At 68.9% G+C, this 20700-nt stretch carries 20 protein-coding genes; 11 read left to right on the top strand and 9 right to left on the bottom strand.

Going from position 1 to position 20700, the window contains the following annotated elements; translation table 11 throughout:
- The first annotated feature begins 149 nt into the window (after window positions 1–149).
- Window positions 150–599, top strand: coding sequence for an excalibur calcium-binding domain-containing protein (locus ITJ67_RS07535; RefSeq protein ID WP_323741418.1), 450 nt, complete (start codon window positions 150–152; stop codon window positions 597–599).
- A 102-nt stretch (window positions 600–701) separates the two neighbouring features.
- On the opposite strand, the gene ITJ67_RS07530 is transcribed toward ITJ67_RS07535, so the two are convergent.
- The gene (locus ITJ67_RS07530; RefSeq protein ID WP_323741417.1) at window positions 702–1262 is read right to left on the bottom strand and encodes a hypothetical protein; all 561 of its coding nucleotides are present in this window, start codon (window positions 1260–1262) and stop codon (window positions 702–704) included.
- A gap of 245 nt (window positions 1263–1507) precedes the next feature.
- On the opposite strand from ITJ67_RS07530, the gene ITJ67_RS07525 reads away from it, so the two are divergent.
- Window positions 1508–2812 carry an alpha/beta hydrolase gene (locus ITJ67_RS07525; RefSeq protein WP_194677221.1) on the top strand — a complete coding sequence of 435 codons (1305 nt, stop codon included), beginning with the start codon at window positions 1508–1510 and terminating at the stop codon, window positions 2810–2812.
- A gap of 45 nt (window positions 2813–2857) precedes the next feature.
- Here ITJ67_RS07525 and ITJ67_RS07520 read toward each other — a convergent pair whose 3' ends face one another.
- The 5 genes from ITJ67_RS07520 to ITJ67_RS07500 form a co-directional block, all read right to left on the bottom strand.
- Window positions 2858–4276, bottom strand: a complete 1419-nt coding sequence (locus ITJ67_RS07520) for an amino acid permease (protein WP_194677220.1) — start codon at window positions 4274–4276, stop codon at window positions 2858–2860.
- 197 nt (window positions 4277–4473) lie between these two features.
- The gene (locus ITJ67_RS07515; RefSeq protein ID WP_194677219.1) at window positions 4474–4806 is read right to left on the bottom strand and encodes an L-rhamnose mutarotase; all 333 of its coding nucleotides are present in this window, start codon (window positions 4804–4806) and stop codon (window positions 4474–4476) included.
- A 182-nt stretch (window positions 4807–4988) separates the two neighbouring features.
- On the bottom strand, window positions 4989–5789 hold the full coding sequence (locus ITJ67_RS07510; protein WP_194677218.1) for a TspO/MBR family protein: 801 nt from the start codon (window positions 5787–5789) through the stop codon (window positions 4989–4991).
- A gap of 174 nt (window positions 5790–5963) precedes the next feature.
- Complete coding sequence (locus ITJ67_RS07505; protein WP_160070744.1) at window positions 5964–6488, bottom strand: pyridoxamine 5'-phosphate oxidase family protein; 525 nt, start codon at window positions 6486–6488, stop codon at window positions 5964–5966.
- Between the two features lie 186 nt (window positions 6489–6674).
- Window positions 6675–7658 carry an NUDIX domain-containing protein gene (locus ITJ67_RS07500; protein ID WP_323741416.1) on the bottom strand — a complete coding sequence of 328 codons (984 nt, stop codon included), beginning with the start codon at window positions 7656–7658 and terminating at the stop codon, window positions 6675–6677.
- A 184-nt stretch (window positions 7659–7842) separates the two neighbouring features.
- On the opposite strand from ITJ67_RS07500, the gene ITJ67_RS07495 reads away from it, so the two are divergent.
- On the top strand, window positions 7843–8268 hold the full coding sequence (locus tag ITJ67_RS07495) for a hypothetical protein (protein ID WP_194677216.1): 426 nt from the start codon (window positions 7843–7845) through the stop codon (window positions 8266–8268).
- A 54-nt stretch (window positions 8269–8322) separates the two neighbouring features.
- On the opposite strand, the gene helR is transcribed toward ITJ67_RS07495, so the two are convergent.
- Window positions 8323–10509, bottom strand: coding sequence for an RNA polymerase recycling motor ATPase HelR (helR, locus tag ITJ67_RS07490; protein ID WP_323741415.1), 2187 nt, complete (start codon window positions 10507–10509; stop codon window positions 8323–8325).
- A gap of 52 nt (window positions 10510–10561) precedes the next feature.
- Window positions 10562–11692, bottom strand: a complete 1131-nt coding sequence (locus ITJ67_RS07485) for an FUSC family protein (RefSeq protein WP_194677215.1) — start codon at window positions 11690–11692, stop codon at window positions 10562–10564.
- 222 nt (window positions 11693–11914) lie between these two features.
- On the opposite strand from ITJ67_RS07485, the gene ITJ67_RS07480 reads away from it, so the two are divergent.
- The 8 genes from ITJ67_RS07480 to ITJ67_RS07445 all read left to right on the top strand — a co-directional run bounded on the left by ITJ67_RS07480 (window position 11915) and on the right by ITJ67_RS07445 (window position 19926).
- Window positions 11915–12928, top strand: coding sequence for a siderophore ABC transporter substrate-binding protein (locus ITJ67_RS07480; protein WP_194677214.1), 1014 nt, complete (start codon window positions 11915–11917; stop codon window positions 12926–12928).
- 179 nt (window positions 12929–13107) lie between these two features.
- A complete protein-coding gene (locus ITJ67_RS07475) occupies window positions 13108–14121 on the top strand; it encodes an ABC transporter permease (protein ID WP_194677213.1) in 1014 nt (337 codons plus the stop codon).
- Window positions 14114–15163 carry an iron chelate uptake ABC transporter family permease subunit gene (locus ITJ67_RS07470; RefSeq protein WP_194677212.1) on the top strand — a complete coding sequence of 350 codons (1050 nt, stop codon included), beginning with the start codon at window positions 14114–14116 and terminating at the stop codon, window positions 15161–15163. The genes ITJ67_RS07475 and ITJ67_RS07470 overlap by 8 nt, the downstream gene beginning before the upstream one ends.
- Window positions 15160–15918 (top strand): ABC transporter ATP-binding protein, encoded by a 759-nt coding sequence (locus ITJ67_RS07465; protein ID WP_160070738.1) that lies wholly within the window; start codon window positions 15160–15162, stop codon window positions 15916–15918. Before ITJ67_RS07470 ends, ITJ67_RS07465 begins: the two co-directional genes overlap by 4 nt.
- Window positions 15919–15973: 55 nt before the next feature.
- Complete coding sequence (locus ITJ67_RS07460) at window positions 15974–16918, top strand: ABC transporter substrate-binding protein (RefSeq protein ID WP_194677211.1); 945 nt, start codon at window positions 15974–15976, stop codon at window positions 16916–16918.
- On the top strand, window positions 16915–17961 hold the full coding sequence (locus ITJ67_RS07455) for a FecCD family ABC transporter permease (protein WP_323741414.1): 1047 nt from the start codon (window positions 16915–16917) through the stop codon (window positions 17959–17961). Before ITJ67_RS07460 ends, ITJ67_RS07455 begins: the two co-directional genes overlap by 4 nt.
- A complete protein-coding gene (locus ITJ67_RS07450; RefSeq protein WP_194677210.1) occupies window positions 17958–19043 on the top strand; it encodes a FecCD family ABC transporter permease in 1086 nt (361 codons plus the stop codon). The genes ITJ67_RS07455 and ITJ67_RS07450 overlap by 4 nt, the downstream gene beginning before the upstream one ends.
- Window positions 19036–19926 carry an ABC transporter ATP-binding protein gene (locus ITJ67_RS07445; RefSeq protein ID WP_194677209.1) on the top strand — a complete coding sequence of 297 codons (891 nt, stop codon included), beginning with the start codon at window positions 19036–19038 and terminating at the stop codon, window positions 19924–19926. The genes ITJ67_RS07450 and ITJ67_RS07445 overlap by 8 nt, the downstream gene beginning before the upstream one ends.
- Here ITJ67_RS07445 and ITJ67_RS07440 read toward each other — a convergent pair.
- Complete coding sequence (locus ITJ67_RS07440; protein WP_194677208.1) at window positions 19923–20657, bottom strand: glutamine amidotransferase; 735 nt, start codon at window positions 20655–20657, stop codon at window positions 19923–19925. The genes ITJ67_RS07445 and ITJ67_RS07440 overlap by 4 nt on opposite strands.
- Window positions 20658–20700: the final 43 nt, after the last annotated feature.

Genomic DNA, 20700 nt, shown 5'->3' with positions numbered 1-20700 from the left:
CCTCCAGTACGAGCCACACCTGCGCCCTCCCCTATCCACGCATATCTCAGCCCCAATGCCCCAGCACCCGGGCATTTCACGACATGAACTCTGGTCGCATAGGCTCGCCCGGTCTTCCTCGCTCTCCCCCATCTCTGGAGCCCCTCGTCGTGAACTCCCCTCGCGCCCCTAAGTCGCGCCTGCCCCGCCACACCCTTTTGGCTGCAGCAGCGGCTCTTTCGATCGTCGCGTTCGGAGTGCTCAGTGGATGCGCGTCTGCGAGCGAGCCAGCCGCCGAGCCAGCCCCAACGGTCACCGTAACGGCGACGGCCACGCTTCCTGTCGAGACGGTAACGGTCACCGTCACAGCCACCCCCGAAGTTGTCGTGCCCGCTGAGGAAGTCAGCGTTCCCGAGGCGGCACCCGCGGCGCCGGAGCCCGCACCTGAACCCGAAACGGCGCCAGTGCCGCTCGCCGCGGAACCCGTCGAGCAGCCGTCAAACGTGTACTACAAGAACTGCACCGCCGCCCGCGATGCAGGCGCAGCACCCGTCTACTCCGGAGATCCTGGCTACGGCCCACACCTCGACCGTGACGGTGACGGTATCGGCTGCGAGTAGCCAAACCGTCACCGGGCCTCGACCCCACAACGGCTCAAGAGCGGTTCTGCGCTCGCTGCAACCCTGCGACGCACTGCGTTCAGCCACTCATCGAGACTGTTCCTAGCTCCCCTGCACGCACCCCGGCGGCAGCGAGTTCCCGCTGATGGCGAAGTCGTCGCAGGTGAGGAAGTGCGCCTGGTTAAGGCCGAGCACGTAGGCGACCACAACGATGCCGCCGACCACGGCGACGATCAGCCAGCGCCGATGCCGTGAGGTGCGATCGACGAAGTCGGGCCACACGATGCGCAGCAGCACCCAGAGCGTGAAGGGCACGCACACGAGCACGACGAGAAGCGCGGCGAGGTCTACGAAGGCGACACCGAGGTTGCCCGAGTCGTCGTCGACGAGGAAGTTGAGGGCCAGCCACATCGTTGGCACGAGCAGCAGCCCCGCGCGCCACAGCCTGCCCCACACCCTCCGCCGTTCGAGCAGCACGAACACGAACGCGGCTGTCGATGCCGCCCAGAACCCGAGGATGTCGTCGAAGAACACCTCACCCCACGCTCCGAGGGTGAACGCCGGCCACCAAGCGACCGCCGCCATACCCACCATGACGACACCAAGCGGCACGTCGCGCTGGCGCTCGTCCGCGGGCTCCTCGACCTCTGCTGGGGTGCTCACCCTCGAAACGTAGCGCCGATGCTGCCGAGTCGGAAGCCTTGCCAGCGACCCGCGGTCCCGGCCTAGCACTTGGAGGCGATCTGAGCCGCGCATCCACCCATCGCCACCCAGCAATTCGCTCCGCCTTCGCGTGTAGCTTTCTCTCACCCCGTGTGAGAAGTTGAGTCCACCGGGACCCGAGATTCGTCAGAATCCCCCGTAACGCTTCGTTCGAAGGAGCACCCGATGTCGTTCCCCGCGCGCGCATGAGCGCCATCCTCGAGCTGCCCATCGTCAACTCGCCCGCGATGTGGATCATCTACCTCGTCGCGGTCGCCCTCACGATCACGCTGCTCGTCCGCGACCCCGACCCGAAGTGGTTCGTGCGCGCCTCCATCGGCGCCGTCGCTGGAGCGCTGCTCGGCATGGGCATCTACTTCGCGGGCAACCTGCTCGACCTCTTCGGAGTGAACCTGCCCCTCATGGTTGGCGTGTGGGCGACCGCCATGTTCGCGGGCGTCGGCCTCGCCATCGCCTCCTTCCCGGACGCGAAGCCCTGGCGCAAGATCGTCGCGAGCGTCGCCATCCTCGCCTACCTCCTCGCGGGCGCAACCGGCATCAACGCCTTCTACGGCCTCAACCCCACCCTCGGCTCCGTCTTCGGCGTCGTCGAAGAAGACCAGATCACGCTCCCCGAGTACAACCCCGACAACCGAGCCGCGCCCACGCAGCCCCTCGCCGCGACGTGGCAGGCGCCCGACGACATGCCCTCCGTCGGCGAACGCGGCTCGGCCCCCATTCCCGGCACCGTATCGGGCTTCGTGGCCCGAGACGCCGGCATCTACCTGCCCCCGGCGGCGCTCGTCGAGAACGCCCCAGCCCTGCCCGTCGTCATCATGATGATGGGCTACGTCGGCAACCCCGACCCGACCATCATCAGCGACGTCCTCGACCAGTTCGCCGCCGACCACAACGGCCTCGCCCCCATCGTCGTCGTCGCCGACCAGCTCGGCGGAGCGGGCGACGTCGACCCGGCCTGCGCCGACTCAGCGAAGTACGGCAACGCCGAGACCTACGTCACCACCGACGTCGTCAACTGGGTCAACGCCAACCTCAACGTCATCCAGGACCCCAAGTACTGGACCGTCGCCGGCTACTCCAACGGCGGCGGATGCGCGGCCAAGTACGCCGCGAAAGACCCCGGCACCTTCAAGAACATCATCAGCGTCTCCGGCGAGCAGTACCCCGGCTCAGAGACCCCAGACGCCGTCACGACCGACATCTACGGCGGCGACACCGCCGCCTTCGAAGCGTCGAAGCCCATCACGATCTTCAACGCCGCGCCGGCGGGCACGTACGCCGGAATGACCGCCATCTTCACGGCCGGCAGTGAAGACCCCGACTTCGTCTCCATGGCGACAACGCTCTCCAACGCCACCCAGGCCCTCGGCATCGCGACGACCCTGTTCATCGTGCAGGGCGCCGACCACGGCGGTTCCGCCGTCAGCGGCGGCCTCACCGAAGGCTTCAACGTGCTCTACCCAGTGCTCGGGCTCTCGACCGGCACCTGACCGAGCGTCAGACACCCCTGGACCACCAGGGCTCACGCGCGACGGCTAGGGGCGAGCCGGCTCCACAGCATCACGCTCTTCTTGCGCGATCCGACCCACCCGACGCCGCACGAGCATCCACGCGATGCCCAGGATGACGAACCACACAGGAGTCAGCAGCAGCGGCCCGCGGGTGTCGTCGAACATGCCGAGCACCACGAGCATGAAGACGAAGAACCCGAGCACCACCCACGAGAGCGGCACGCCGAAACGCAGCCGGTAGGCGGATGCGGCATGCAGCTCGGGACGGCGCCGGTACACGAGGTACGACGCGAGAATCATCGACCACACGAAGATGAAGAGAATCGACGACACCGCTGTGACGAGCTGGAACGCATCGTCGAAGATCAACCCGAGCGATCCGCCCAGCAGCACCACCCCACACGACAGCAGCAGAGCACTGCCCGGCACGGCTGTCCGCGTCAGCTTCCCGAACACGGCAGGAGCCTGCCTCCTCGTCGCCAGGCCGTAGGCCATGCGACTCGAGGAGAAGAAGCCGCTGTTCGCGGCTGAGACGGCTGACGTCATCACCACGGCGTTGATGATGGCGGCCGCCCCGCCGAGACCGATGAGCAGGAAGAGCGCCACGAACGGGCTCTCGCTCGGGTCGATCTCGCTCCACGGCGTCACGCACATGATGACGCCGAGCGCGAGCACGTAGAAGAAGAGGATGCGCATCGGCACCTGGTTGATCGCCTTCGGCAGGTTCTTCTCCGGATCCTTCGCCTCGGCCGCCGTCGTGCCGACCAGCTCGATGCCCGCGAACGCGAAGATCGCGATCTGGAAGCCGCCCAGGAACCCGATGAGACCGTTCGGGAAGAAGCCGCCGTCGTCCCACAGATGCGTGACGCTCGCCATATCCCCGTTCGGGGCTGTGAACGCCGTCGCGATGAGGAAGATGCCGACCACGATCAGCCCCAGAATGGTGACCACCTTGATGAGCGCGAACCAGAACTCGGCCTCTCCGAATGCCTGCACGGCGATGAGATTCAACGCCAGCACAAACGCGACCGCGATGACCATCGGCACCCAGCCGGGAAGATCCGGCCACCAGAACCTCGCATACGTCTGCACGCCGACCATGTCGGCCGTCGCGATCGAGATGAGACACAGCCAATAGGTCCAGCCGATGAAGAAGCGCGCCCATTCACCGAGATAGTCCGCAGCGAAGTCCTGGAAGGTGCGATAGCCGAGATTCGAGAGCAGCAGCTCCCCCATCGCCCGCATCATCACGAACAACATGGCGCCGACGACGACGTACACCAGCAGAATCGACGGGCCGGCCTTATGGATGCCGATGCCGGAACCCAGGAAGAGTCCGGTTCCGATCGCACCGCCGATAGCGATCAGCTGAATGTGTCGGTTGCTGAGACCGCGCTCAAGCGCCGGCCCGGCAGTTGGGGAATCGCCTTCGATACCGCTCATGGCCAGAGCCTAGATCCAGCGAGAAGAAAACTCACCAGAAAAGATTGGTGGAGGACTCTGGAATTGCACCAGACAAGGCGTCTCAAGAACGCATCCCCCAAGGATTCGAGTGTAAGCCCATGATCGTTCCGGGAGCAAGTTGGAAACGCCGCCAACGCATGCGAGAACGGATGCGAGAACCGGCGGTTCCCAGCGTGTCAGCCGCCGCGCTTCTGCGCATCGAGATCCCACACGAGCTCCAGCGGGGAGAATCCCTCCTCACCATCGGAGTCTCGGTACAGCTCGACGAAGCGTCCGATGTCCTCCTGCCAGCGAGCATTCGCGGGATCGACGTCGAGCGCCGCGATGGCCGCATCCCAGTCGTCGCAGATCACGTCGTGGAAGAGCCGATGCCCGGAGCGGAAGATCGTCCAGCTGCGGATGCCGACCTGGTCGAACGCGGCCATGAGCTCGTCAGGCACGACGGCGTGGCTGGCACGGTACCCCTCGATCGATCCCGGCTTGATCTCCGAGTGGAGCGCGACCCTCATCGTGGGACTCGCATCCCGCGCGCCACGCGGGCTGCAGCACGCGTCTCGTCTCGAAGAAGGGCTCCATCGGTAGCTTCCATACTCGAATGCTAGCGAGATCGTGCCCGCGGGAGTGCGACACCTGGCATGCAGAATGGCCCAGTCACCGCGAGAGCGGTGACTGGGCCCTTCGAAGCAGGGACCTACGCCAGGACGGCCTGCTGGCTGCTCGCGTTGCGCGAGTCGATCGACTTCGCGAGCACCCCCGTTACGGCGATGAGGATCGCGACCGCGAGGGCGACGACGCCGACGAGCGTCGACTCGGGTGCATCCGCGAGCCGCCCGAAGCCAACCCAGGCGACACCCCAGATGATGGCCGCCGACACGGCGAGGTTCTTCCAACGCCACACGTAGAACGTCGCGAGTCCGAGGACGGCGACGAGGGCCGCGGTGGTCGAGATCTCGCCGAGCGTGCTCTCAGCAGCCACCCCGGTCGAGACGATGGCCGCCCCGAGGTTCGCGAGGGTCGCAACCGACACCCAGCCGAGGTAGAGGCCGAAGGTCGTGTCGACGGCGAGACGCTCGCCCCAGTTCTCGGCGGGGCGTGCGGCGATACGGCTCACGAGCGCGATGCAGACGGCGAGGAGCGCGACGATGACGGCGACGCTCACCCAGATCAGACCGAACTGGGTGACCAGCAGCCATCCGGCGTTCAGGAGCATCGAAAGCGCGGCCAGCCAACCCGTCGAGCGAGCCTTCGCCGATGCGGCCTGCTTCGGCAGCCACTGCCAGACGACGTAGGCGAACAGGCCGAGATAGATGACCGACCAGATCGAGAAGGCTGTGCCGGCCGGGGCGATGAGTGTTGCGTCGGCGGAGAGGTTGCCGCTCGACGACTGATTGACCTCAGTGCCGCCGAAGAGACCCACCCCGTAGAGGGTCCCGACGACGCAGAGGATTCCGGAGACGGTCACGAACAGACGACGGAGAAGATCGGAGGACATGCAAAGAAGCTAAACGATCTAACTGAATGCGGCGTGGATGTTGACACCGGTGCGTGCCGGAGTCGATCGAGCCGTCGCAGCGACGGCAAACGCCCCCGACCATGAACCGCACCGCGTGGTGCCTCATGGTCGAGGGCGTCAGACGGGTCCGGCTCCGTGCCGCCCGCGTGCCTGTTAGAGCTCGACCTTGCCGCTGTCACCCTCGATGGGCTCTCCGGAGACCTTCGACTTGATGAAGCTGAAGACCGTCGCGATGCGGCCGCCGGGGGTGTCCCAGTACTCGCCGCCGCTCGCCGTGAACTTCAGGACGCCCACGTTCGGGTCCTCGGGTCCGTCAGGGAACCACGCCTCGGCGGCCGGGTTCCAGAGCTCGCGCAGCTTCTCCGGCGCATCCACGACTCCCGCCGTCCCGGAGAGCGAGACCCACGAGTCGTTCGAGCTCAGCGAGACCCCGGCGCGAGCATCCGCCGCGAGGTTCCGGACCGTCGTCGAGTCCTTCTGGATGAGGAACCACAGGTCGCCGTCGAACTCCGCCTCCTGAATGGTGAGCGGATGCGCGACCAGCGACCCCGAGCCCTCGATCGTCGTCAGCATGGCGAAGCGGAACTCCTTGACGAGCTTCGCGATCTTCGCCACCTCGTCGGCGTGCGAGGCATTCGAGTGGGTGCCGTGGCCGTCGTGCGTCGTGTGGTCGGTCATGTGTTGCTCCTCGGGGATCAGATCGTGCGCATCGTCGCGCCCATCATCGGGCGCTCCCATTGACGGGACCCGGCGAACGTACGCACGGGGCCTCCGAATCCCCCTCGTGTCTCCCGGATGCCCGCCGTGCACTGCCGGCGCGGCGCCTGAGAGCGAGACGTGAGAGCGAGACGGCAGGCACGTGCCCTAGCGGCGAGCCCCGTAGCCGATCAGCTCGCGCAGCCAGCCAACGCCCTTCACGGTCGCACCGACCGCCGCAACGCGTTCGCCGAGCTCGCGATCGCTCGTGGCGACCGTCACGGTCTCGCCACCATCGACCCGGCGACGCGCCTCATCGACAATCGCGTCATCTCCTGACGCGCTCGCGCGCACCACTCGAACCGGGGCGTGCGGCGCCTCGTCTTCCGACGGGCCGCGGATCTCCCGCGCGGCGCCCTCGACGACCACCGCGAACTCTGGGAACCAGCTCGTGCCGCCCAGTCCCAGGTCTTCGGCCGAGACACCGGCGGCCACCGATGTGGATACGGACGACACAGGCAGGGCCGCTCCGGCTTGAGCGAAGGCCTCGACCTTCGACAGCAGCCGCTCGGCAGCGCCCGCACGGTCCCGCCACCAGCCGTCGGGGACCGAGCCGACCACGTTCGCCGCGTCCACGACAACCGCCGCACGCACCTCGAGGGCGGCCCGCAGCGCAGGCCAGGAGGCCGCGAAGCCGTGGTGCAGCGGCAGCTTGTCCACCTCAGCGACGGGGACCCAGCGCAGCTCGAGGCTCTCAGCGTCGGCGATGACCGGATCGAAGGGCTCGACGACGCGAGCGACGAGCGTCGTGTACCGCCAGAAGCCGAGCTCCAGCACGCTCGTGAAGAGCGGCGACACGGAGCCGCACGGCACACCCGCTTCCTCGGCGGCCTCACGGAGGGCGCCGACGGCCGGGGACTCACCCTCGTGCAGCGCCCCGCCCGGGATGCCCCACGTGCCGCCGTGGTGGCTCCACTCGGCGCGGTGCTGGAGCAGGATGCCGCGCTGCGGGTCGACGGCCACGAGCCCTGCGGCACCGAACCTGCCCCAGTAGCGCTGTCCGGTCTCGGAGTACACCCACGCGTCACCGGGATCGCGCGGACCGTGCAGCAGGCGTCGCGAAACCTGGTTGCCGGTGGGGGAAGTCGTCACTCCGTCAGCTTCACACGGCGCGGCCCCGCTGCCAAGAGCCCAGCCAGACGGGCGTAACAGATGCTCCAGGAGGGCCAGTGCGGGCGAGGAGCGACTCCGCAGGCGTGCGGCCTGTGGATGCACCCCTTCCACAGGTGCGAAGCCAGCCCGGTTCCGGTCCGTTCGTCGCGCGCACACTCGTCGCATGACAGCGATCCCAGCCCCGATGACCGAGCCCATCATCACCGACGAGGAGGTGCTCCGTCACGTGACCGGCCTCGTCGGAGAGGCCTACCGGCGCCAGCTCTGGCTCATGTTCCTCGACGCCGACGACCTCGCCCTCCCAGTGCTCATGCCGATCGAGGCCTACCCGAACAGACCCACGTATCCGCACCTCGAGAAGATCGCGGGGGCCATCGCCGACATGGTCGCCGAGCTGCGGGCCGCGAGCGTCATCCTCACGTGGGAGCGGCCAGGCTCTGGCGACTCCACGCCAGACGAGCGGCTGTGGGCAGCCGCGCTCGGCATCGCGTGCGAGGTGCGCGAGCTCACCGTGCGCGCGCAGCTCCTCGCGTCGCGCGAGGGCGTGCGCCACTTCGACAAGGCCGAGTACTTCGCCGTGGCGGCGTGAGCGATGCTGACGACCCCTCCGAAGCTGTCGACACCGACGACACGCACCGCAGCGTCAGTCGGTGGTCAGCACCACGAGGCGCTGCGTGGCCCGGGTCATGGCGACGTACCTGTCGACGGCACCCTCGATCCCGGTCCCGAACTGCTCGGGATCGACGAGCACGACCAGGTCGAACTCGAGGCCCTTCGCGGTCTCCGGAGTGAGCGAGCGCACCCGACCCCGGTTGTCGAACTCGACACCGCTCTGGCCATCACCGCCACCGCTCCCGCTCCCGACGGCCGTGATGACGCAGGCGATTCCTTCGAGGTTCTCCTCCAGCCACGCATCCAGCACCTGCTGGAGGTCAGCGGCCGATCCGTGCACGACCGGCAGTCCGCTGCTGCGCACCGACACCGGCACGTTGGCATCCGGGAGCGCCGCCAGGATGACAGGCGCAGCCTCGGCCATGACCTCCTCCGGCGTGCGGTAGTTGATCGTGAGCTGCGCCACCTCGACCTTCGGCAGCCCGATGCCTCGCAGACGCTCCTCCCACGTCTCGCGGAAGCCGTGCCTCGCCTGCGCCCGGTCGCCGACGACCGTGAAGCTGCGGGAGGGGCACCGCGCAAGCAGCATCGCCCACTCGGCATCGGTGAGCTCCTGCGCCTCGTCGATCACCACGTGCGCGAAGGGGCCAGCCAGCTCGTCGAAGTCGACCGGGGGCAGGGAATCCTCGTCGATGAGCGAATGCTGCGCATCCTCGACCCGGAGCATCGTGACGACACCCTCGCCGTCGTCGTCGCCCTCGATGAGGTTGTCGACCACATGCGACATGTTCTCCTGCTGCGACACCAGCGCCTCGGCCCGACGTGCCCGCTGCCGGAACTCGTTCGGGTCGCCCGTGAGTCGCCGTGCCGCGTCGATGAGCGGGAGATCCGAGACGGTCCACGAGCGAGCATCCGCCCGCTGCAGCGCCCGAACCTGCTCAGCGCTCAGCTCAGGGGCGCACCACTGCAGGTACGCCGGCACCGACCAGAGGTCGGCGATCACGGAAGCCGGGTCGAGCAGCGGCCACGCCTTCGCGAACGCGGCCCGCAACCGCTCATCACGCACCAGCGACGCCCTCACCGCGTGCTCGGAAGCCTGCGGCGAGCGCTTGTCGACGAGCAGCCGCAGCACTTCCTCCCACACCTGCTCACGAGCCTCGTTGTGCGTGAGCCCAGGCTCGTACGCCACGAACGCCTCCGCCCAGTCGCGGGCATCCAGGGTCAGCTCCTGCGAGTCCGTCGTCGTCACCGAGAACGGCGCCCGCGGCGGACGCTGGTGGTACCGCACCGCCTTGCCGACAGCTCGCACCAGGTCGAGCGACGACTTCAGCCGGGCAACGGATGCATCAGCCTCTTCCCGCGCGTCGGCTCCCTCCGGGAGCAGGTCGCGGAGCGTGCACAGCTGCACGCTGTCCTCGCCGAGGCTCGGCAGCACGTTCGCCACATAGTTCAGGTACGGGCGACTCGGGCCCACGAACAGCACCCCGCCGCGCCCCTGCTTGAAGCGGGGGTCCGAGTACAGCAGGAACGCCGTGCGGTGCAGCGCCACAACCGTCTTGCCTGTGCCGGGCCCGCCATCCACAACCAGCGCACCCCGCGAAGGGGCGCGGATGATCGCGTCCTGATCGGCCTGGATCGTGCCGAGCACGTCCCGCATCTCCCCCGACCTCGCCGTCCCGAGACTCGCGATGAACGACGACTGGTCGTCCAGCGCCACACGGCCGACGAGATCTCCCGGCACGAACACCTCATCCCAGTAGTCGACGACCCGCTCCACGTTCCAGCGGTACCGGCGGCGGCTCGCCAGGCCGAGCGGATTCGCGTGCGTCGCCGCGAAGAACGGCTCAGCCGCCGGCACACGCCAGTCGATGAGCAGTCGACGCCCGGCCTCATCCGCGAGACCGAACCGGCCGACGTACACATCGGGCGAACCATCCGCCGGCGTCATCCGCCCCAAGCACGCATCGACCCCGAAGCGCTCCAGGCCACGCAGCTGCCGCGACAGGCGATGGATCTCCGTATCCCGATCAAGCGCCTGCTGCCCCGCGCCGCCCTCCGTCAGCCGCAGCTCGTCCAGCCGCGCCGCGAGCTCGCCCTTCTGCAGGGCTAGCGCCTCAGCGACCGCAGCGAACTGCTCAGCATCAGCACCCACCAGTTCCGGGTCGGACTTGAACGAGAGATGGGCCGGGAGGGCAAAGACTTCAGCAGGAGATGTCACGATCGCTCATTCTGGTGCCTCGACGGGGTCTTGCGGCAAGCCCCCTGGTGATTTATAACTTGGAAGAGGCAGGCAGGCGCTCGAGAACCACCGCGATCGCCACCGCGACAGCCAACCCGATGAGCGTCTCCACACCCCGCTCGAGCAGCAGCTGCCCAGCCGAGACATCCCCCGCGAGGCGCCCCATGACAAGCACAAGCGGCGTCAGGAACAGCAGCCCCAGCGTGTAGTTGCGCACGATGAACAGCTCGACTCCACCCTGCAGGGCGATCACCAGCAGCACCACAACCAGGCCGCTCGGCTCGAACGCCATCAGCACCGCCGCCACCCCGAGGCCGAGCACCGTCCCCACAAGCCGATGCGTCGCCCGCAGCACCCGATGGAACCCCGTCGCCGCCGACAGACCCGCGATCGCGGACACCATCGCCCAATACGGATGCCCGATGCCGATCAGCAGCGGAATCGCCCCAGCCACCAGCGTGCCGACCGCGAACATCCACGCGCGCCCCACCGGCGTCGACCTCGCAGGTCGAACCGACCTGATCGATCCCGTCGACGGCGAGCCCCCAGCAGAGGCCCCCGAGACAGCTGGCCCAGGAGCCAGAGCAGGAGCAGCGGCTTCACCGGCGGCAGCACGCGCCGCTCGGCCCCTGTCCACGAGCTCCCCGACCGCGCCGAACGCGACCCCAAGGAGCAGCGACCACACCGCCGTCACGACGGCCACGCCGAGACCGCGCAGCAGCACCGCCCCGTCCACCGCGAGCGCCGCGATCGCGGCGAGGGCGAAGATCTGGAACATGGGGCCGGGAGGTGCCCATCGCACCCGGTCGCCGAGGAGGGACATGAGGAAGGCCCACGCGGCGGCGACGGGCAGCACGAGCAGGCCGCGCTCTGGCGACAGCGAGACGAGTGCCCCCACCCCGACGGACACGAGCAGCGCTCCCGCCGCGATCGACTGCAGTCGGAGGCGAGCGAACACGCCCAGCCCTCGTCCGTAGACGCTCGTGAAGGCCCCGAACACGGCGAAGATCGCAAGCTCCATGGATCCGGTCGCCCACAGGAGCACCAGTGGCGCGCCGATCGCCAGTGCAACCCGCAGTGCCACCCAATGGTCGCGGCGATAAGGCCCCATCGTCACAAGGTCGCGCCAGCCAGGGATCAGCTCGTGTCGGGAAAAAGGCATTGCGCCATTATCTCCCCGCCCGGGGACTTCTCCCCGTCTGCCGCCCCTGACCACGACTCCGAACTTAAGATAGGCTAGCCTTACTGAAAGCCGAGTCGTGTTGGACGTTCAACGCGACGCGCAGGCTTGGCCCGTCCGCCCCCCAAAGCGCCCGTGCGGCCCCTGCAACGGCTCCACTCTCTGTGCGCGCAGCACAGCACATCCCCGAACAGAGGATCCGCCATGCCCGAAACGCTCACGATTCCCACGAGGCGCACGGCCGCCCGCATCCAGGGCGCCGGACTGCTCGCCATCTCCGCGCTCCTCCTCGCCGGATGCGCCCCAGCCGCCACCGGGGCCGCACCAGAGGAGACCACTGCTGCCGCATCCGGAACCGTCACCATCACCGACAACCACGGTGAGATCGAGGTTCCCGTCAACCCCGAGCGCGTCATCGCCCTCGACAACACGACGTTCCAGACCCTCAGCGACTGGGGCATCAACGTCGTCGCAGCCCCCAAGCCGCTCATGGAGAGCGTCTGGCCCGACCTCGCCGGCGGCGACGAGGTGCTCGACGTCGGCCTCCACCGCGAGCCAGACCTCGAGGCCGTCATCGAAGCCGAGCCCGACCTCATCATCGGCGGCTACCGCTTCCAGGACTACTACGAGGACCTCAAGGACATCCAGCCCAAGACCATCGAGATCAACCCCCGCGACGGCGAGGAGGCCACGAGCGAGCTGAAGCGCCAGGTCGAGATCCTCGGCCAGATCTTCGACAAGGAAGCGGAAGCCGCCGAGACGGTCGCGGCGTTCGACACCGCCATCGCCGATGCCAAGAGCGCCTACAACGGCACCGACACGGTCGTCGGCCTCATCACCTCCGGCGGCGAGATCGCCTACGCAGCACCAGGTGAGGGACGCGGCGTCGGCCAGCTCTTCCCCACGATCGGCCTCACCCCCGCCATCGACCAGGCCGCTGAAGACGCCTCCCACGGCGACGACATCAGCGTCGAGGCCATCGCCCAGGCCAACCCCGAGTGGATGATCGTGCTCGACCGCGACGCCGGCACCGGCGAAGAGGGCGCTACGGCAGCAGCCGAGCTGATCGCCGGCGCCGAGGCCCTGCAGAACGTGCCAGCCGTGCAGAAGAACCAGATCGTCTACCTCGACCCGACCTTCTACCTCGACGAGGGCATCCAGGCCTACACGGGCCTGTACACGGACGTCGCCGCGGCGTTCTCCGGCGCGAGCAGCTAGCCACGCTCCGGGGCTCGTGCCCCGCCGCTGCCCTGACGCCCTCGTGGCGCCCGGGAGGCGGGGCACGAACCGGACCCGGGCATCCCGGGGTCTCCCGCCGCGTAAGCCGCGCAAACCGCGACAGCCGCACGGCACCCCTCCGCACGGCCCCTCCGCACGTCACCCACGACAGCGAGCGAATGACAGCAACAGCCCCACCCCCAGCAGCGCCGGCGCCCCGAGCCGCGCCGAAGCCGCACGTGCCGCTCCTCAACCGGCGAGGGGCGCTCCCCATCGGTATCCTCACCGTCGCCGGTCTCGCCGTCCTGTCGCTCTTCGTCGGCGCCTACGACATCGCCGGCAACGAGTTCGGCGGCGAGATGATCTGGATCTCCCGGGTTCCCCGCACCGTCTCGCTCGTGCTCGCGGGCTGCGCGATGAGCGTCTCCGGCCTCATCCTGCAGCTGCTCACCCAGAACCGCTTCGTGGAACCCACGACAACCGGCACCACCGAGTGGTCAGCCCTCGGCCTGCTCGTGAGCTACATCGTCGCCCCAGCGGCCGGCCTCACGACCCGCATGGTCATGGCAAGCGTCTCCGCCTTCATCGGCACCATGGTGTTCCTCGCCGTGCTGCGCCGCGTCGCACTTCGCTCCGCCCTCATCGTGCCGCTCATCGGCATCATGCTCGGCGCCGTCGTCTCCGCCTTCACGACCTGGCTCGCCATCGAGACGAACTACCTGCAGATGCTCGGCACCTGGTTCATGGGCAGCTTCACGAGCGTCGTCCGCGGCCGCTACGAGGTGCTGTGGATCGTCGCCATCATCGTCGTCATCGCGTACTTCGTCGCCGACCGCTTCACCGTCGCGGGCCTCGGCAAGGACATCGCCACGAACTTCGGGCTCAACTACACCCTCGTCATGTTCATCGGCACGGCCCTCGTCGCCATCGCCACCGGAGTCACCACCGTCGTGGTCGGCTTCCTGCCCTTCCTCGGGCTCATCGTGCCGAACCTCGTCTCCATGGCGCGCGGCGACAACCTCAGATCGAACCTGCCCTGGGTGTGCGTGCTCGGCGTCGGCATCATCATCGTCTGCGACATCATCGGCCGCGTCATCCGCATGCCCTTCGAGCTGCCCGTCTCCATGATCCTTGGCATGGTCGGCGCCGCCGTCTTCATCACCCTCCTCCTCCGGATGCGCCGCAATGGCTGAGACCGTGCCCCGCTTCCCGAGATCCACGTCCCGTCGCATCGGCGACCAGGTCAGCGACGCCAGCCGCCCCGCGACGGCGCCCCGACTCTGGGTGCGCTTCAGCATCCTCGCCGCCCTCGTCATCCTCGCCGCCGTCGGCGTCCTCACCTACGACATCGCAATGGAACCCGGCAGCCGCGGCTTCTGGCTCGCCGTGAACCTGCGCGTCGTGACCGTCGCGACCGTCATCGTCGTCGCCGCCTGCCAGGCCGTCGCGACCGTGCTCTTCCACACCGCGACCGGCAACCGCATCCTCACCCCCTCGATCATGGGGTTCGACGCGATCTACGTCGTCTTCCAGACCGCGCTCGTGTTCTTCCTCGGCGGCGCCGCCCTCGCCTCCACCGACGGCCTGCCCAAGGTGTTCCTGCAGAGCTTCCTCATGGTGGGCTTCGCGACGCTGCTCTACACGTGGCTGTTCTCCGGCAAGCGCGGCAACCTGCACATCATGCTGCTCATCGGCGTCGTCTTCGGGGTGGGCTTCGGCTCGCTCTCCACGTTCATGCAGCGCCTCCTCACCCCGAGCGAGTTCGACGTGCTCTCCGCGAAGCTCTTCGGCAACCTCAGCAACTCGAACCCCGAGTACCTGCCGTGGGCTGCGCTCATCATCGCGGTCGTGCTCGCCTTCATCTGGCGCACCCGGAACAACCTCGATGTGCTCGCCCTCGGCCGGGACACCGCCGTCAACCTCGGTGTCGCCTACAAGCGCAAGGTCACGGTGCTGCTCATCCTGACGGCCGTGCTCATCTCCATCTCGACAACCCTCGTCGGCCCCATGACGTTCTTCGGGTTCATCGTCGCGACCCTCGCCTACCAGCTGACGGGTTCCTCCCTGCACAAGCACGTCATCCCGTTCGCGATGCTGCTCGGCATGCTGACGCTGCTGGGCGGCTACTTCGTGCTGCGCCACGTGTTCTACGCGGCCGGGTCCCTCTCGATCATCATCGAGTTCGTCGGCGGCCTGTTCTTCATTGTCTACCTGCTCCGAAAGGGTGCACTGTGATCTCGCTCTCGAACGTCACCAAGACCTACGGCAAGACCACCGTGCTCGGCCCCGTGACCCTCGACATCCCAGCTGGCGGCATCACGGCGCTCGTCGGGCCGAACGGCGCAGGCAAGTCGACGCTCCTCACGATCGTCGGCAGGCTGACGGATGCGAGCACCGGCACCGTCACCGTCGGCGGACACGATGTCACGAAGGCCAGGAGCCGCGACCTCGCGAAGGTCGTCTCGATCCTCCGCCAGGAGAACCACTTCGTCACCCGGCTCACGGTGCGCGAGCTCGTCGGCTTCGGCCGCTTCCCGCACTCGCAGGGGCGCCTCACCGCCGATGACAAGGTGCACATCGACCGGGCCATCGAGTTCCTCGACCTGGCAGCCCTCGAGCACCGCTACCTCGACCAGCTCTCCGGCGGGCAGCGCCAGCGCGCCTACGTCGCCATGGTGCTCGCCCAGGACACCGACTACATCCTCCTCGACGAGCCCCTCAACAACCTCGACATGAAGCACGCCGTCGCCATGATGGGCCAGCTGCGCCGCGCCGCCGACGAGCTCGGGAAGACGTTTGTCATCGTCATCCACGACATCAACTTCGCGGCCGCCTACGCCGACAACATCGTCGCGCTCACCGACGGCCAGCTCGCGCACTCCGGCAGCCCGAGCGAGCTCATGACCACCGAGACGCTCGAGCAGGTCTTCGGCACCCCCATCCAGGTGCGAGACGACGGCGACTACCCGCTCGCCGTCTACTACCGGTAGGCACTCGCCGGCAGCGCATCCCCCTCCCCATCCCACCCCACGGAAGTCGTTCACCATGCACACACGCACCACACGCAGAGCCGCAACGCTCATCGCCTCGGCAGCCCTCACCGGCCTGCTGCTCGCCGGCTGCTCGGCCGGAGCCACGGACGCCCCAACCGCAGGAGACGCGGAGGGCACCGCATCCGGCACCCGGTCCGTCGAGCACGCCCGCGGCACGGCCGAAGTCCCCGCCGACCCGCAGCGCGTCGTCGTCCTCGAACCCGTCGAGCTCGACACTGCCGTGGCCCTCGGCGTCACCCCCGTCGGGGCCGCAGTCGCGAGCAACGTCGCCGGCGTGCCCGAGTACCTGGGCGTTGACGGCGTCGAGCCCGTCGGTACGGTGCCGGAGCCCGACCTCGAAGCCATCGCCGCCCTCAAGCCCGACCTCATCCTCGGAACGGAGTCGCGGCACTCGAAGCTCTACGAGCAGCTCGGAGCCATCGCCCCCACCGTCTTCATGGCGAGCCAGGCCGACCCGTGGCAGGAGAACGTCCTCCTCATCGGCGAAGCCCTCGGGCAGCAGGACGAAGCACAGGAGCTGCTGACCGGCTTCAACAACCGCTGCGAAGAGATCAAGACCGAGTTCGGCGTCGACGGCAAGACCGCCAACCTCATCCGCCCCCGTGACGAGACGACGCTCAGCCTCTACGGCCCGACCTCGTTCGCCGGCGGCGCGCTCGAATGCGCCGGCCTCACCATCCCCGAGCAGGAATGGGAAGACGGACTCCAGGCCGACCTCTCCCCCGAGAACATCCTCGACGCCAAGGCCGACTATGTGTTCGTGACGACCACCGACGTCGACGACGCATCGACCGTCCCCGCCGCGATCACCCAGAACGCCGCCGAGTTCCCCTCGGTGACCCTCGTCGACACCAGCTACTGGGTGTCCGGCGTCGGCCCCAAGGGCGGCGCGCTTGTGCTCGACGACATCGAGCGCTTCCTCGAAACCCAGCGGTGACGCTCCTCCACACCGATCGCACCCCGGCTCGACTCAGGGCGGGGTCACGAGCGCGCGCAACCACCGGCGCGCTCGTGCTCCTCGCCCTGCTCGTGACCGCAGTTGCACTCTCCCTCATGCTCGGCTCCAACGCGCTCCCGCCGCACGTCGTGCTCGACGTGCTGCGGGGCGGCGGGTCCTCCGAAGCGCGCTACGTCGTCGCCGAGCTCCGGGTGCCGCGCACGGTCACGGGCATCTTCGTCGGCGTCGCCCTCGGTGTCGCCGGAGCGCTCATCCAGGCCTTCACCCGCAACCCGCTCGCCGACCCCGGCATCCTCGGTGTCAATGCAGGGGCCGCATTCGCGATCGCCATCGGGGTGGCGTTCCTCGGCCTCCGAGACATCTCGTCGTTCGTGTGGCTCGGCTTCCTCGGCGCCCTCATCGTGACCGTCGCCGTGTACCTCATCGGCTCCTCCGGCCGGGGCCCCGCCGACCCCATCCGCCTCACCCTGGCCGGGGTGGCCCTCGGCGCCGTGTTCTCGGGGATGACCACCGGCATGACCCTCAGCAACCCGGATGCCTTCGAGCAGATGCGGTCCTGGAACGCCGGCTCGCTGCTCGGCCGCGGCTTCGACGTCCTGCTGCCCGTGCTCCCCTTCATCGCGCTCGCGGTGCTCGGCGCCCTCCTGCTCACCCCCGGCCTCAACGCGCTCGCCCTCGGGGAGGATGTGGCCCGCTCCCAGGGCGCCAACGTCGGCGCGATCCGGATCGGCGTCATCCTCGCCGTCACCGTGCTCGCGGGAACCGCGACCGCGCTGGCCGGCCCCATCTCGTTCATCGGCCTCATGGTGCCGCACGTCGCACGGTGGCTGTTCGGCGTCGACCAGCGTGTCATCCTCGTCATCTCCGTGGTCCTCGCCCCCGTCATCGTGCTCCTCTCGGACGTGCTCGGCCGCGTCCTCATCGCGCCCGCCGAGATCCCCGTCGGGATCGTCACGGCATTCGTCGGAGCCCCGATCCTCATCGCCCTCGCCAGGCAGCGGAAGGCGAGCGCCCTCTCGTGACCGCGACCCGCACCCCTACCCCCACCGAGGACCGCCTCGAGCCCGTCGACCTCGGCTACCGGCAGCTCCGCCTCGGGGCCGGCCCCATCGCCGTCACCATCCGCCTGCGCAGCGCCATCGTCGGTGCGGCCGTGGCCGCGGCCGTGCTGGTCCTCGGCATCCTGGGCCTAGGGCTCGGAACGTATCCGCTCAGCCCCGATGCCGTCGTCCGCGCCCTGCTCGGCGGCGGCGACGCACTCGACCGCACCGTCGTCTACGAGTGGCGACTCGCCCGGGTCATCGCGGCCATCACCCTCGGCGCCTTCCTCGCCGTCGCCGGCGCCCTCTTCCAGACGGTCACGAGGAACCCGCTCGCGAGCCCCGACATCCTCGGCCTCTCCAACGGCGCCTTCACGGGCATGCTCGTGAGCGTCGTCGTGTTCTCCGCATCCTGGCCGCTCATGACCGCCGGTGCGGTGATCGGCGGCCTCCTCACCGCCCTCGTGATCTGGGCGTTCGCGCATCGCGGCGGCGCGCAGGGGTTCCGCCTCATCGTGATCGGCATCGGCGTCTCGGCCATGCTCGCCTCCGCGAACACGTGGATGCTGCTCGAGGTAGAGCTCGAGACCGCCATGTTCGCCTCCGCGTGGGGCGCCGGCACCCTCAACGGCGTGACCGGCCCGCCCCTCGCCGGCGCGATCGCCTGCGGCATCCCGCTGTTCGCCGTGCTGCTCTTCCTCGCCCCGCAGCTGCGTCAGCTCGACCTCGGCGACGACGTGGCCGCCGCGACCGGTGCCAGGCCGCAGCTCGTCCGCGCGCTTGTCCTGCTCGCCGCGGTCGGCTTCGTGTCGATCTCGACGGCCGTCATCGGCCCCGTCGCCTTCATCGCCCTGGCGGCTCCCCAGATCGCGCGTCGCATGGCGCGCACCCCGTACCTGTCGCTGTCGCTCGCAGCCCTGGTCGGTGCTCTGCTCCTCCTCGCCTCCGACCTCATCGCCCAGCACGTCCTTCCCGTCACACTGCCGGTTGGGGTCGTGACGGTCTCCGTCGGCGGCCTCTACCTCGTCGTCACCATCGTCCAGGAGATCCGCCGCCGTGCCTGAGCACCAGCCACCACCCACCGCCCGCACGCCCCGAGAGCGCGCCACGCTCCCCGCCTCGTCGCGCCTCGTCGCCGAGGACATCACCCTCGGCTACGACGGCAGACCGATCATCGAGCACCTGAGCGCCGAGATCCCCGACGGCTCCTTCACCGTCATCATCGGCCCGAACGCATGCGGAAAGTCCACCCTGCTCCGCGGCCTGTCCCGACTGCTCGCGCCGGACGCCGGCCGGGTCGTGCTGGACGGGAAGGCCATCACGAGCATGCGGGCGAAGGACGTCGCCCGTCGCCTCGGCCTGCTGCCGCAGTCGGCCCTGGCTCCGGATGGCATCACCGTCGCCGACCTCGTCGGCCGCGGCAGGTTCGCGCACCAGCGTCTCCTGCGCCAATGGTCCGAGTCCGACGAGCGAGCGGTCCGCGATGCCCTCGACGCGACAGGCACCCTGCCGTTGGCGTCGAGACGCGTCGACGAGCTCTCCGGCGGCCAGCGCCAGCGGGTCTGGGTCGCGATGGTCCTCGCGCAGGAGACCGAGCTACTCCTGCTCGACGAGCCGACGACGTTCCTCGACATCGCGCACCAGGTCGAGCTCATGGAGCTCTTCGCGCACCTCAACCGGCAGGGCCGCACGATCGTCGCCGTGCTGCACGACCTCAACCACGCCGCGCGCTACGCCGATCACATCATCGCGATGCGCGACGGGCGCATCCTCGCCTCCGGCACACCCCGCGACGTCGTGACGAGCGAGCGGGTCGAGGAGATCTACGGCCTGCCGAACGTCGTCATCGAAGACCCCATCACGGGCGGGCCGCTTGTCGTGCCGCGCGGGATGCCCCACCCTCGTCCCACGGAGAGCGCACGGGCGGGCGCGGGCTCCCCGGCCTAGTTCCCGCTGGCTTCGTTCCCGCCGGCGGCAACGGGATCGAGCGCGCCGAGCCAGCCACCGACGACGGTCCGCGCGGCGGCCGTGAGTCGTGGCGTGATCGCGAGCGCATCCGCCCGGATCTCCCGCGGATCGAGCTTGTGAATCGCCAGCTCGTAGGCGTTCGCGATGAGCCAGGTCTCGACCATCCGCGGGTCGACCTCGAGGTGGAACTGCAGGCCGAGCAGGTTCCGGCCCGCGGCGAACGCCTGGTTCGGGAAGCCGGGGGTCTCGGCGAGTCGCTCGGCTCCCGCGGGGATCTCGAACTGGTCGCCGTGCCAGTGCAGCACCGGCACGTCAGCGAGGCCGCCCAACACCGAAGCTGCCCCATCCGGGGTCAGCGTGAGCGGCGAGAAGCCGATCTCGACCCGCCCCGTCGGCGCGACCGCCGCGCCCATGGCTGCCGCCATGAGCTGTGCCCCGAGGCACACGCCCAGCGTGGGCCGGTCTGCTTCGACGCGAGCCCTGATGGCGGCGATCTCGGGAGTTAGGAACGGGTATCGCTCCGCATCCCCCACCCCGATCGGCCCGCCGAGCACCACGACGAGGTCGGCATCGACGAGCAGCTCGGCAGTGATCTCGTCCTGCCCGGCCTCGAGGTAGTGGATGCCGTAGCCGCGCTCAGTGAGCACGTCACGAAGCAGCCCGAGGTCCTCGAAGACGACGTGGCGGACGACCAGAGCGGTGAGAGACACGGCGGACTCCTTCGGGTTGGGTGCGACTCGAGGCGACGAGTCG

The sequence above is a fragment of the Pseudoclavibacter sp. VKM Ac-2867 genome (assembly GCF_015351275.1).
Classification (GTDB): domain Bacteria; phylum Actinomycetota; class Actinomycetes; order Actinomycetales; family Microbacteriaceae; genus Pseudoclavibacter.
Note: the sequence above shows the minus strand (reverse complement) of the source record. Positions and strands in the feature narration are given on the sequence as shown.